Annotated in this window: 17 protein-coding genes; 7 read left to right on the top strand and 10 right to left on the bottom strand. The window is 68.1% G+C overall.

Translation table 11 applies throughout. The features are described from left to right. The first annotated feature begins 8 nt into the window (after positions 1–8). From NDI65_RS04575 to NDI65_RS04560, 4 genes are all read left to right on the top strand, one after another. The gene (locus tag NDI65_RS04575) at positions 9–428 is read left to right on the top strand and encodes a cobalamin B12-binding domain-containing protein (RefSeq protein WP_089778877.1); all 420 of its coding nucleotides are present in this window, start codon (positions 9–11) and stop codon (positions 426–428) included. A gap of 2 nt (positions 429–430) precedes the next feature. Continuing rightward, complete coding sequence (gene meaB / locus NDI65_RS04570) at positions 431–1,549, top strand: methylmalonyl Co-A mutase-associated GTPase MeaB (RefSeq protein ID WP_089778875.1); 1,119 nt, start codon at positions 431–433, stop codon at positions 1,547–1,549. Between the two features lie 92 nt (positions 1,550–1,641). Then, complete coding sequence (locus NDI65_RS04565) at positions 1,642–2,568, top strand: alpha/beta hydrolase (RefSeq protein ID WP_089778873.1); 927 nt, start codon at positions 1,642–1,644, stop codon at positions 2,566–2,568. A gap of 78 nt (positions 2,569–2,646) precedes the next feature. Further along, complete coding sequence (locus NDI65_RS04560; RefSeq protein ID WP_167344126.1) at positions 2,647–2,790, top strand: hypothetical protein; 144 nt, start codon at positions 2,647–2,649, stop codon at positions 2,788–2,790. 19 nt (positions 2,791–2,809) lie between these two features. Here NDI65_RS04560 and NDI65_RS04555 read toward each other — a convergent pair whose 3' ends face one another. Further along, the gene (locus NDI65_RS04555) at positions 2,810–3,190 is read right to left on the bottom strand and encodes an OB-fold domain-containing protein (RefSeq protein WP_089778872.1); all 381 of its coding nucleotides are present in this window, start codon (positions 3,188–3,190) and stop codon (positions 2,810–2,812) included. Further along, entirely contained in the window at positions 3,187–4,353 is a 1,167-nt protein-coding gene (locus tag NDI65_RS04550) for a thiolase domain-containing protein (RefSeq protein WP_089778870.1), read from the bottom strand. Before NDI65_RS04550 ends, NDI65_RS04555 begins: the two co-directional genes overlap by 4 nt. A 201-nt stretch (positions 4,354–4,554) precedes the next feature. Between NDI65_RS04550 and NDI65_RS04545 the strand changes: the two genes are divergently transcribed. Further along, the gene (locus NDI65_RS04545; protein WP_089778868.1) at positions 4,555–5,862 is read left to right on the top strand and encodes a M28 family peptidase; all 1,308 of its coding nucleotides are present in this window, start codon (positions 4,555–4,557) and stop codon (positions 5,860–5,862) included. 126 nt (positions 5,863–5,988) lie between these two features. Beyond that, positions 5,989–6,714: an NAD(+)/NADH kinase gene (locus NDI65_RS04540; RefSeq protein WP_089778866.1), complete on the top strand. Its 726-nt coding sequence runs from the start codon at positions 5,989–5,991 to the stop codon at positions 6,712–6,714. Between the two features lie 111 nt (positions 6,715–6,825). Here NDI65_RS04540 and NDI65_RS04535 read toward each other — a convergent pair whose 3' ends face one another. From NDI65_RS04535 to NDI65_RS04500, 8 genes are all read right to left on the bottom strand, one after another. Continuing rightward, the gene (locus tag NDI65_RS04535) at positions 6,826–7,269 is read right to left on the bottom strand and encodes a hypothetical protein (protein ID WP_089778864.1); all 444 of its coding nucleotides are present in this window, start codon (positions 7,267–7,269) and stop codon (positions 6,826–6,828) included. A gap of 139 nt (positions 7,270–7,408) precedes the next feature. Beyond that, positions 7,409–7,690 (bottom strand): hypothetical protein, encoded by a 282-nt coding sequence (locus NDI65_RS04530; RefSeq protein ID WP_004971174.1) that lies wholly within the window; start codon positions 7,688–7,690, stop codon positions 7,409–7,411. After that, positions 7,683–8,063: a hypothetical protein gene (locus NDI65_RS04525; protein WP_089778862.1), complete on the bottom strand. Its 381-nt coding sequence runs from the start codon at positions 8,061–8,063 to the stop codon at positions 7,683–7,685. The genes NDI65_RS04530 and NDI65_RS04525 overlap by 8 nt, the downstream gene beginning before the upstream one ends. Positions 8,064–8,102: 39 nt before the next feature. Continuing rightward, a complete protein-coding gene (locus NDI65_RS04520) occupies positions 8,103–8,867 on the bottom strand; it encodes a cytochrome bc complex cytochrome b subunit (RefSeq protein WP_089778860.1) in 765 nt (254 codons plus the stop codon). 10 nt (positions 8,868–8,877) lie between these two features. Beyond that, complete coding sequence (locus NDI65_RS04515; RefSeq protein ID WP_089778858.1) at positions 8,878–9,672, bottom strand: cytochrome bc complex cytochrome b subunit; 795 nt, start codon at positions 9,670–9,672, stop codon at positions 8,878–8,880. A 3-nt stretch (positions 9,673–9,675) separates the two neighbouring features. Further along, positions 9,676–10,065: a hypothetical protein gene (locus NDI65_RS04510; RefSeq protein WP_089778856.1), complete on the bottom strand. Its 390-nt coding sequence runs from the start codon at positions 10,063–10,065 to the stop codon at positions 9,676–9,678. Further along, positions 10,065–10,703, bottom strand: coding sequence for a halocyanin domain-containing protein (locus tag NDI65_RS04505; protein ID WP_310893428.1), 639 nt, complete (start codon positions 10,701–10,703; stop codon positions 10,065–10,067). The genes NDI65_RS04510 and NDI65_RS04505 overlap by 1 nt, the downstream gene beginning before the upstream one ends. A gap of 85 nt (positions 10,704–10,788) precedes the next feature. Further along, positions 10,789–11,619: a hypothetical protein gene (locus NDI65_RS04500; protein ID WP_089778852.1), complete on the bottom strand. Its 831-nt coding sequence runs from the start codon at positions 11,617–11,619 to the stop codon at positions 10,789–10,791. 243 nt (positions 11,620–11,862) lie between these two features. Here NDI65_RS04500 and NDI65_RS04495 point away from each other — a divergent pair, with 243 nt between their 5' ends. Then, on the top strand, positions 11,863–12,345 hold the full coding sequence (locus tag NDI65_RS04495; RefSeq protein ID WP_089778850.1) for a hypothetical protein: 483 nt from the start codon (positions 11,863–11,865) through the stop codon (positions 12,343–12,345). Positions 12,346–12,347 lie beyond the last annotated feature (2 nt).

Raw genomic sequence — 12,347 nt, 5'->3', positions numbered from 1 at the left:
CCCCGTCTATGAGCGCGGACTCCGAACAGCGAACGATCCGGTGTCTCATCGCCAAGGTGGGACTGGACGGCCACGACCGCGGTGCACACGTCATCTCTCGCGCCTTCCGCGACGCGGGATTCGAAGTCATCTACTCGGGGCTGCACCGCGCCCCGGACGAGATTATCCAGGCGACGGTCCAAGAGGACGTCGACGTGCTCGGCATCTCCATCCTCTCCGGCGCGCACAACACGCTCGTCCCGAAGGTGATGGCGGGTCTCGAAGAGTACGGCGCGCTCGACGACACGCTCGTCATCGTCGGCGGCATCATCCCCGAAGAAGACCGACCGGGACTCCTCGACGAGGGCGTCGACGCCATCTTCGGCCCCGGCACGCCGATGCAGGAGACCATCGACTTCGTGAAGGAACACGCGCCCGAGCGAGCGTGACGATGAGTCGGGCGGTCGAATCCGACCTCGTCGAGCGCCTCCTCGACGGCGAGCACCGGGCGCTCGCGCGGGCCATCACGAAAATCGAGTCGCAGTCGCCCGGCTACCGGGACATCGTCTCGGAACTCCACGCGCACACGGGCGGGGCGTCCGTCGTCGGCATCACGGGCAGTCCGGGAGCCGGCAAATCGACCCTCGTCGACAAGCTGGCGAAGCACTACCGCGACCAGGGCGAGACGGTCGGCGTCATCGCGGTCGACCCCTCCTCGCCGTACACCGGCGGGGCCGTCCTCGGCGACCGCATCCGCATGGCCTCGAACGTCGGCGACATGGACGTGTTCTTCCGGTCGATGAGCGCCCGCGGCCAGCTCGGCGGCCTCTCGACCGCCACCGCGGACGCCGTGAAGGCGCTCGACGCCTTCGGGAAAGACCGCATCATCATCGAGACGGTCGGCGCGGGGCAAAACGAGGTGGACGTGGTGAAGACCGCGGACACGGTCGTCGTCCTCGTCCAACCCGGCAGCGGCGACGACGTGCAGATGCTCAAGGCGGGCATCCTCGAAATCGGCGACCTGTTCGTCGTCAACAAGGCCGACATGGAGGGCGCGTCGCGCACCGTCGCCGAGCTACAGGAGATGATTCACCTCCGCGACGACCCGCGGGCGAACCTCGATACGGGCCACCACGGGGCCGAGGCGTTCGACGACGCCGGGCACGGGGGCGGCCACGGCGGGCACGCAGATACGGGCGATACCGGCGATACCGAGACCGACGACGCCCTTGACGAACCGCTCGTCTGGACGCCGCAGGTCCTCGAAACCGTCGCCACGACCGGCGAGGGAATCGACGAGTTGGTCGAGACGCTGGACGACCACCGCGACTACCTCGACGCCTCCGGCGAGTTGGCAGAGAAGGCCCGCAAGCGCGCCGGCGAGGAGATTCGACAGCTCCTCCGAAGCGACGTGAACCGGCTCCTCGAAGCCGAACTCGACCGTCGCGGCGGGGTCGAGGAGTTCGCCGACGCGGTCGTCGAAAAGGAGACCGACCCCTACGCGGTCGCAGAAGACGTGCTCGAACCGTTCCGGGAGTGTCTGGACGACCGGGACGACCGGGACGACTGACGCCGAGACGACCCGGGTGCGGGCGGGACGCCCCCGCCCGCCACCCCACCACGGGCGGGCGAATTAAGGCCACCGCGCGCCATCTACGTGACATGAAACTCCGACGAGCCATCGGACTGGCCGCCGCGGGCGTCGGTCTCACCGCCGCGACCAACGCGGCCCTCTCGAAACGCGTTGGACCCCTCGAACCGCCGCTCTCCGGAAATCACGGGACGTACCGCTGGCGCGGTATGGACGTGTCGTACGTCGAAGCCGGAAACGAGGACGACCCGACGCTCGTCCTCCTCCACGGTATCAACGCCGCGGGCTCGGCCGGCGAGTTCCGCGAGGTGTTCTCGGACCTCGCCGAGGACTACCACGTCGTCGCGCCGGACCTGCCCGGCTTCGGCCTGTCGGACCGCCCGGCTTTGTACTACTCGCCCGCGCTCTACGAGGACTTCGTCGGCGACTTCCTCGCCGAGTACGACGACCCCGCGGTCCTCGCCTCGTCGCTCACCGCGGCCTACGCCGTCGCCGCCGCGGCGCGGGACGACGTGTCGGTCTCGCGGTTCGTCCTCGTCTGTCCCACGTCGCGCGGCGGCCCCGACCCCAAGGAGTGGCTCCGCGAACTCGTCCGCGCGCCGGTCGTCGGCGAGGCGCTTTTCAACGTCGTCGCCTCCCGGCCGTCGATTCGCTACTTCAACGCCGACCACGGCTACTACGACCCCGAGAAGGCGGGCGAGGAGTGGCAGGAGTACGAGTGGCGCACCGCCCATCAGGAGGGCGCGCGCTTCGCGCCGGCGTCGTTCATCTCCGGCTACCTCAACACCGACATCGACCTCGCGGAGGCGCTGTCGTCCCTCGACGTGCCGACGACGCTCGTCTGGGGCCGCGAGAGCGACATCACGCCGCTGAAGCGGGGTCGGGACCTCGCGGACGCCGCGGACTGCAGGCTCGTCGTCTTCGACGACGCGATGTTGCTCCCGCACGTCGAGTTCCCGAACGCCTTCGTCGACACCGTCCGCAACGCCCTCGACTGAGCGGGACCGAAGCCGCGGCCGCGGCCACGAGCCGGCCTGACCCGACCCCAACCCGAACCAACCACCCGAACTGAACCGATGCTCGACTCCCTCTCGCTGTTCTCGCTGTTCCTGTACGGAGCCATCGCGCTCCTCGCGGCCGGCTTCTGGGCGTGGCTCCTCGGCTCGTACGTCTTCGGCTGGCGCTCGCCGCTGGAGGCGGTCGAGGCGCGCGAGGAATAACCCCGCGACGAGTGTGGGGCTACTCGCTCGCGGGCCGGAACACGAGCAACTGCTCGCCGGTGGTCGCGTTCGTGCCCGCGCCGACCGAGACGGCCGTGCCGAGGTCGACCCCGTCGGCGGGCAGGTCGCGGACGACGCCCGTGAGTTTGACCGGGCCGAACGACGCGATGGCCGTCACGTAGGGCGCGTCGTCGGCGAACTCCGGCGCGGGGACGTGCACCTCGGTGAAGGTGAGTATCTCGCCCGTCCCGGGGAGCGGTTCCTCGGTCAACTCGGCCGCGCCGCAGTGCGGGCAGGAGCGCCGCGGCGGGAGCGAGCCGTGACCGTCGGGACACGCGAGGTAGTAGCCCTCGCCGTCCGCGACTGCGGCCAGCCACTCGTCGTAGCCGGTGTCGGTCATCGGTCCACCTCCAAGACGTGGACGACCGCGCTGGCGACGGTCCCGCCCGCGTTGTGGGTGACGCCGACCCGAGCGTCCGGGACGGCGTCGCTGTTGCCGTGGTCGCCGCGGAGGAGTTTCGTCATCTCGACGACTTGGGCGGTTCCCGTCGCGCCGACCGGGTGACCCTTCGCCTTGAGGCCGCCCGAGAGGTTCACCGGGAGGTCGCCGTCGCGGGTCGTCTCGCCGCGGGCGGCCGCGCCGACTCCCTCGCCGTGGTCGTAGAGTCCGAGCGATTCGAGCGCGAGCACCTCGGCGATGGTGAAGCAGTCGTGGACCTCGGCCACGTCAACGTCCTCGGGGCCGATGCCGGCGTCGGCGTAGGCGGCGTCGGCGGCTTTCGTCGCGGCGGGCGTCCGCGCGAGGTGGGGTCTGTCCTGAAGTGCGGCCTTGTCGCCGCCCTGTCCCGACCCGGTGACGGAGACGGGCGCGTCGAGGTCGTGTCGCTCGGCGTAGTCGCCGCTGACGAGGACGACCGCGCTCGCGCCGTCGGTGATGGGACAGGCGTCGTAGAGCGAAAGCGGGTCGGCGACGACCGGGCTTTCGAGCGCGTCGTCGACCGTGATTTCGCGGTGGAACTGCGCGTAGTCGTTCTGCATCGCGTTGGCGTGGTTCTTCACCGCGACGTGCGCGAGGTCCTCGCTGTCGCCGCCGAAGGCGTCGAAGTACGCGCGGGCCATGAGCGCGTACGCGCCGGGGAACGTGACTCCCGCGCGGACCTCGAACAGCTCGTCCGCGGCGATGGCGAGCGACTGGGTCACCTCGGCGGTGCCGAGGTTGTTCATGCGCTCCATGCCGCCGGCGAGGACCACGTCGGCCGCGCCGCTCCGAATCGTCGCGACCGCCTGCCGGAAGGCGACGCCCGCGGAGGCGCAGGCCTGCTCGTAGCGGGTCGCGGGGCAGTCGAGGCCGGCGGCCTCGGCCATAATCGGCCCCTGATGGCCCTGCTTTTCGGCGAGTTCTCCCATGAAGTTGCCGTAGAAGAGTTCCTCGTAGTCGTCGCGGGAGACGCCGGCGTCCTCGCGGGCGGCGAGGGCGGCCTCCGCGAACAGGTCGCGGCCGGTTCGCTCGGGGTGACTGCCGAACTTCGTCAGTCCGACCCCGGCGATTCGCACGTCAGTCATGAATGAACGTACGTGATAGATGGTCCTTGAACCTGCCGCTCGCCCTCGGTCCGCCCCGCGCCTCGTCCCTCTCTTTCCCGCGCTCGCGGCCGCGACGCGGCGGGCCGCGGTCCCCATCGACGTCGGTCGATTTTCGCCCTCGATTGACGCTCGTTTTCGACCCATCGCAACGGTTACCACGGCCCCGCGAGACGGTCCACTATGAGTGACTGGATAGGCGACACGTTCACGAGCGAGGTCGGCTGGAACCACTTGGAGCGACTCGTCGACATCGGCAACCGGATGGCCGGCTCGCCCGGCGAGCGAGAGGCGATGGAGGCGACCCGAGACGCCCTCGACCGCGTCGGCGCGCGGAACGTCCGCATCGACCCCTTCGAGATTCAGGGCTGGGAGCGCGGCGACAGCGCAGTCTACGCCGCCGACACCACGCAGGACTGCATCGCGCTCCCGCGCAGTCCCGCGGGCACCGCGAGCGGCGAACTGGTCGACCTCGGCTACGGCCTGCCCGAGGACTTCGACCGCGACCTCTCGGGGAAGGTCGTCGTCGTCTCCACGACGGTCCCCGACCACTACGACCGCTTCATCCACCGCCGCGAGAAGTACTACTACGCCGTCGAGGCCGGCGCGGCCGCGTTCGTCTTCGCCAACCACGTCCCCGGCCAACTCCCGCCCACGGGGAGCGTCGGCACCGCAGAGGCTCCCATCGGTGACATCCCCGCGGTCGGCGTCAGCAAGGAGGTCGGCGCGCGCCTCCGCCGTCGGTTCGACGGCGACGAGGTGACCGTCGACGTGACCTGCGAGACGCCCGCGGCCGAAAGCGGGAACGTCCACGCCGAACTCGGCCCCGACACCGACGATGAGGTGCTCGTCACGAGCCACCTCGACGCTCACGACATCGCCGAGGGGGCGATGGACAACGGCGCGGGCACCGCGATGGTGGTCGAAGTCGCCCGCGCGCTCGCCGCCCGCGAGGACGAACTCGACACGCGCGTCCGCTTCGTCTGCTTCGGGGCGGAGGAAGTCGGCCTCGTCGGCTCCGAGTACGAGGCCGACCGCCTCGGCGACGCTCGGAGCGACGTGAAGGCCATCGTCAACAACGACGGCGTCGTCGCCGGGCGGACGCTCAAGCTCACCACCCACGGCTTCGACGAGCTCGAAGCCGCTGCCGACGCCGTCGCCGAGCGGTTCGACCACGACGTCTCGACGCTCCCCGAACAGCTCCCCCACAGCGACCACTGGCCGTTCGTCGCCCGCGGCGTCCCGGCGTACATGGTCGGCAGTGAAAAGGAGGGCCGCGGCCGCGGCTGGGGCCACACCCACGCCGACACCATCGAGAAACTGGAGTCGCGGACGCTCCGCGAGCAGGCGATTCTCCTCACGGAACTGACCGTCGAACTCGCCGACGCCGACCGCGAGATTCCCCACGCCGACCCCGCGGACATCGCGGCGGCGCTCGAAGCCGAAGACCAGGCCGAGGGCATGAAAGTCACCGGCGACTGGCCGTTCTGAGGCGTCGGCGACGCGGACGGTCCGCGGAATCTCTCTTTCCCACCGCCGGACCGAACCACGAGGGCTTTTATTCGCGGCGGCGTAGCACGGGACGATGCTACGGGGGCTCGCCGCGGGTGGACGACGATGAGATTCGGTATCGTCGGTGACGACTCGGTCGCCACCGCCGTCAGAGCGGCCGGTGCGTCGGTCGAGCCGGAGCCCGCCGACGCGGACGCCGTCGTCGCGGTCGGCGAGTCGGCGCTCTCGGCGGTCGCGCTCGGTGCCGAGTGGTCGTGTCCGGTCGTCCCCGTCGACTGCGCCGCGCCGTGGTCGCCAAAGCGGCACGAACTGGAGTCGCGGCTGTCCGCGTTCGTCGCCGGCGGCGGCCGCGTCGTCGACCACCCGACGCTCTCGGTCGGCGAGGACTCGTCGGCGCGCGCGCTCTTCGACGCGATGCTCGTCACGAGCGAGCCGGCGCACATCTCCGAGTACGGCGTCGCCCACGCGGAGACGGCGGTCCCCTTCTCGACGGACCCGACCGACGAGTCGCGCGCGGCGGCGCGCTGGACGCCGGTCGACGAGTTCCGCGCCGACGGCGTCGTCGTCGCCACCCCGCTCGGGAGCTCCGGCTACGCGCGCGCCGCGGGCGGCGCGGTCGTCGGTCCCGCCGCCGGGCTGGCCGTCGTTCCCGTCTCGCCCTACGCGACCCAGACGAACTCGTGGGTCCTCCAACCCCCGGTTAGACTGTCGGTCGAACGCGACGACGCGCCCGTCTCGCTCGTCGCCGACGACGAAGTCGTCCGGGAGATACGCCCGTTCGAGTCGGTGGTCATCGACCGCGACGGGAGCGTCCCGGTTCTCGTCGAGTGAGCGCGGGGCGGTTCGCCGCCGCCGCCGAGCGGCGACGCTCGACGCGGCGAAAATACGTGTTCCTCGTGAGCGATGCGAGCGCGGCGACGCGGAGAAGACTGCGTCGCGTGCTTAGACGATGAGATTCCAGTAGTCCGAGACGACGAAAAAGAGGCTCTGGAACGCGGCGTACAACAGCACGAGCGTGGCGGCGACGAGCGAGCCGTTCGGGCGTTCGAGCGGCTTGTCCGTCCGAGCCTCGACTTTGCGCGCTTCGAACTCGAAGAAGTCGGTGACGAACATCCCGACGACCAGCACGGTCAGCACCATGCCGCCGTGCGGTTCGACGAGCAGATAGAGGAACGAGGCCAACACGACCGCGCCCGACGTGATCGAGTGCGGGAGGTACCGAGAGACGGCCTCCTCGCCACCCTCCTCGGCCTGCCGGACGTGCGACCGGTGGGCGAGAAAGCGCGTCGCGAAGTTAGCGAGCACGAGCGCGAGCGCCAGGTGCGGGACGATCGGCTCGACCGCCGTCAACTGATCGAGCGGGACGAGGAACTGTAGTGGGTGCATACAGGACCGTCGGGGCGAGACTCATTAGAGTTTTTCCAATCCGACGCGGTAGGTCGACCGGAGCGCGACCGCTATCGTGAGGGGGTTCTTCCGCGACTCGAATCGAGATGAGAGGAGAACTGACTGCGCCTCGGCCGGCTTACTGCGCGTTGCGGCGCTCTTCGAGCGCGGACATGATCTGGTGGCCCGCGGGGATGAGCACCCAGAAGGTGAGCGCGCCGAGGAGCGCGAACCAGAGGAACACGTCCATCAGCGTGACGCCGATGATGTTGAACAGTCCCTCGGTCGCGCCGGACGACAGCGGCTCGATGAGCTGTTTGCTGCTCTCGAAACTGCTCGTCCGGTACCACGACGCGAGCACCAACCACGCGAGTCCGGACCCGGTCAGGATACCCAGTCCCTTGATGAATTCGTCAGCCATTGTTCGAGTCTTCGCCGGAGTCCTCTTGAGACTTTCCCATTCCTCGGGCGCGGAATCGGGTCCCGAGCGTGTAGACGACCGCGCCGAACGCGATGACGCTCAGCCCGACGACCGCGAGCGCCGTGCTGAGGAGGCCGTCGGCGACGCCGATGCCGAGCGCGCCGAGCGCGGCGGCGACAACCGCGCGGAGGGCGCTCACTTGGAGCGTCGCGGCGTCGAGGAAGACGAATCCGAGGACCACGCTGACGACCGCGATGAGCGTCGAAAAGACGGTGATCGTCTTGTAGAGCCGCATGGGAACGACGATATCGCGGCGGCCGCGCCGCGTCTCGTCGCTCTCGTGGAGTCGGTCGGTCGCGTCGCTGTCTGTCATTGGTGGCGCTAAGAGGGGACAGGTGGTAGTGGTTCCGCTCTATTTCGGCGGACGAAGCCGGTAGTAGCGGCGGTTGAGGTTGTACATGTACCCCTCGCGCATCGTCTTCAGCACCGCGTAGGTGATGGTCCCGAAGACGAACGGAAGCAGGAACGTCAGGTCGAACAGCAGGTCGACGTTCATGGGCATGAGGTTCTTGATGGCCAGAAGCGAGATGGTCAGCGCGAACACCACGCCGAAGACGCCGACCGCCGACCAGAACGGCTGCTCGACGGGGCGTCGGGCCGAGCCCTTGTTCAGGAAGGGCACGATGGCGATGAAGCCCACGACGACGACGTTCGCCAGCACGCCGTACGTGCGGTCGGCCATCAGCATCTGATCGCCCAGAATGGCGATCTCGGGGTTGAGGGGGCCGAGTTTGAGCAGGCCGAACGACCAGTAGAGATACCAGTCGGGCAGGATGACCGCCGGCGTGCTCGACGGGTTCGCCGGGGCCCCGATGTGCGGCGGCATCGTCGCCGAGAGGAACAGGATCATCCCGACGAAGAACGACGCGATAGAGAGGTTGCGGACGGTCTCGTGGGGCCACGTGGGGAACGCGAGCACGTCGCGTTCGACGTAGTCGGACTCCGTGCGGAGGTCCTGGTCTTCGCGGCGTGCGCGCTCGAAGTACTCGTAGGTAAGCCGAGAGAGGCCGGTCTTGCGAGCCTTGCGCTCGCTCCACGTCGGCGTCTCGTCGTCCGGGGCCACGATGCCCGCGCCGTCGGATCGAATCTCCTCGTTTTCGGGTTCGTTGTCGCTCATAGTTGTCACCTCAGTGCGGCTCCGCGATGCCCTGCACCCACACGATACCGATGTGAATCGCGATGAGCGTCGTCACGACGAACGGGAGCAGGAACACGTGAATGATGTACATGCGCTGTAGCGTCGACTGGCCCAGCGAGAAGCCGCCGAACAGGAGCTGTGCGACCCACTCGCCGGCGAGCGGAACCGACAGCGCCATCTCGACGCCGATCTGACCGGCCCAGAACGCGAGCTGGTCCCACGGCAGGAGGTATCCGGTGTACCCGAACACCATCGTCAGGCTGATCAGGACGATGCCGAGGAGCCAGTTCAGCTCGCGGGGTTCCTTGTACGACCCCGTGAAGTAGACACGGAGCATGTGTAGGAACACGGCCGCGACCATGACCTGCGCCGACCAGCGGTGGACGGAGCGGAGCATGAAGCCGAACTGCAGGTCGCGCATGATGAACTCGATACTGTTGTAGGCCGTGGTCGGGTCGCCGGTCGTCGCGGGCGAGTAGTAGAACCCGAGAAGGGCCCCGCTAATCGCCGCGACGACGTACGCGAGCGTCGAGAACAACCCGAGCGTGTACAGCGGATACCAGTACCAGAACTTGTTGTCGAGGTTGTACTGCTCGGTGTGGCTCTTCGGCATCTGGAGGTTGACTCGGTAGTAGAGCGTCTCCAGAAGTTCCAGATAATCGACGATGCGGAGTCGCTTATCCAGCCAGATGAGCGTGGTGAGGAAGGTGGCCTCGACCGGGGTGAGGTCCTTCTTTTTCATCCAGGCCTTGTGGTCGTAGTCGTCTTTGCGTTCGAGACTCATTGTTTATCGCTTGTAGTAGGGGTACACCGCGCGCTTGACCTGTTCCCACGCGTCGTCGCTGCTGAGGGCGACACCGTCGACGTCCTCCTCGCGGACGTAGAGGTCTTCCCACTTGCGACGCCGCTTTTTGACGATCATCACGTCGGGGAGGAACTCCTTGCGGTACAGCGCGAGGATGAACGCGAGGTCCACGAAGACGACGGCGAGGATGCCGCCGAGGAACATGTTCCCCGTGTCCGTCAGTCCCCAACCGGAGACGAAGCCGTAGGTAAAGAGGAACACGAACACGACCTCGATAATCGTCAGGAGGACGATAGCGATGGCCGCCGCGGTGCTCTCTCGCGCCGGTTCGTACCGGTGGATGTCGCCGTACGTGCTGCCGGTCGAAGACATTACTCGCCACCTCCGGTGTTACCCGTATTTGGGGACTCGCCGTACTTCAAGATGAAGAACGTGTAGATGATGGTGACGATGATGCCGAGAATCGTCGCCGAGCCGACCCAGTGTGCCTGAATCGGGACGCCGAGTTCGTATAGTTCCTTCCGGCCGCCACCGCCGGTGCTCACAGTCGCCACGTCGTCGCCGACGGCGACCGCGCCGAGCATGCCGAGCGCCTCGTGGGGCACGCAGTGGTACTTCGTGATACCACCGCTCTCGAAGGTGAACTCGTAGGTACTTCCGGCCTCGGAGACGGCCGCGCCGGAGTCGAGCGACGCGCCCTCGCTCGCGACGACGTTGTGGCCGCCGCCCTCGCCGGTCCACTCCCACGTCACGGTCGTACCGGTGTCGATCCAGATGCCAGCCGGTGCGAACGCAAGGTTCCCGCCGTTGCCGGACGCGCCGACTTCGATGGTGACCTCGCTTTGGCCGCGGAGGTCTTCGTAGCCTCCGTCGACGCCGTCGAGGTGGCCATCGAAGTCGGGTTGAACCTGCGCTCCACCGCCGCCTTCCTGCGCAGCAGCGGTCCCGGCGGCAGCGGTCGCGGCGGCTGTCGCACCGCCAGCCGTTCGGAGAAACTCCCGCCTTTTCATACGGTCGTTCGTCAGGATGGGATGCGCTTAAACCCACCGACTATGCCGTCACGGAGGGTGTTTGCGAGGCGGGTTCGCGTCGGCCTCAGCCCTCAGAACTGAGGGCGTCTCTCTCGGGACCCTCGACCAAGGGCGAGGCGGTTTCGTCCCCGTCGAACGCGGGCACGAACTCGGGCCGCGAGTCGCCTTCGAGGCCTATGACGCGGAGCCTGTCCCGGTACTCCTCGGCGCGGAAGCGGTCGGACAAGCGAGCGTTTGCGACGACGACGAAGAGGAAGATGCCGACGAGTAGGAAGCCGAAGCCAGCAATCGGCGCGGCGATTGTCTTCGGGCTTGGAAGCCACGGCCACGACGCGATGAGTGCGAGTCCGCCGATTACCTGGCCGAACGCGACGATTTGGAGCATCCGATTCCCGAAGTCGCCGGTCCCCTGTGCGACCTCGTCGGGTTCGGGGAGCCTGACGGTCTCCGGCGCGTCGTTCACCTCGAAGTCCTCCATCGAGCAGAGCGCGACGGTCGGTTTCACGTCGCGGAGGACGGTCCCCTCGCCCTCGACGCTCCCGTCGGGGTAGACGACGGCGTAGCCCTCGTCGGAGTACGCGAGAATCCGCGGTTCGCCGTCTTCGGTCACGCGTTCGAGGACGGCGAACACCTCGCGAATCGCGACGCGGTAGCGGAGCTCCTGTTCGACGCGGTCGAGCAGCTCCTCGCCGACAATCCACGAGTCGGGGTCGAACGCGGCGTCCCACTCCTCGGGGGTCATCTTCGCCATGTCGGCCGGGCCGAAGTTCTCGAAGTCGTACTTGGCTTCGACCTCCTCGCGGAGGGCCGCGAGCTCCGCGTCGGACATCGCGGCGTCGGCGTCCGCGTCCGGCGACGTGCCGTCGTCGGCCGGGGCGGAAGACGAGTCTGACATCGCCCCGGAGTAGGGTCCACGCCGGTAAACGTGTTCCGACCCCGAACAGCGCCTCGTCGCGTGTGGCTCGCCGTGCGACGCTCCGAAACGTGGCGTCCAGTTGGTCCGGCGCTCGAAAGACGTGGGTCGAAACTCGAACCCGGGGCGTCGGCCCCGGCGCTCGGAGTTCGCCGAGTGGTCTAGCGCTCGAACGGAGCGCCGCGCATCGGTCCCTTTAGGCCGACCGGGTCCGAACGCCGTGCGATGGCAGACGAGACGACCCTCGCCACGCTCGCCGCGATCACCGTCACGGCCAGCTTTCCGTTTTACATCTACGGCGCGTGGATAATGATCGACGCCGAGACGGTCTCGTGGGACGTGCTCGTCTACCACCTCAAAATCATCTTCCCCGGGCTCGTGTTGAACACGGTTCCGGTCGTCGCGTGGATGCTCCCGCGGCTCTTTCAGCAGCTCAACGGGCTCAGCGCCCTCCACGCGATTCTCGGCCTACAAGCGTACGCGATGCTCGTCTTCGCGCTCACGGGAATCGTCCGTATCTTCCAGGCCAAGTGGGAGGCCGACCTCTACCGCGACCCGGACCCGGACGTGTCGCTCGACGACCTCCACGAGAACATGGGGGCGTGGCGCGGCCGCCTCCGCGTCGGCGTCTTCGGTTACGTCATCTTCTGGATTCTCGCGTGGCTGCTCGGCATCTACCGCTACCTGAGCGGCTACGTGTTGGGCTGAGC

Source organism: Haloferax sp. S2CR25 (assembly GCF_031624535.1).
Lineage (GTDB): Archaea > Halobacteriota > Halobacteria > Halobacteriales > Haloferacaceae > Haloferax > Haloferax massiliensis.
Note: the sequence above shows the minus strand (reverse complement) of the source record. Positions and strands in the feature narration are given on the sequence as shown.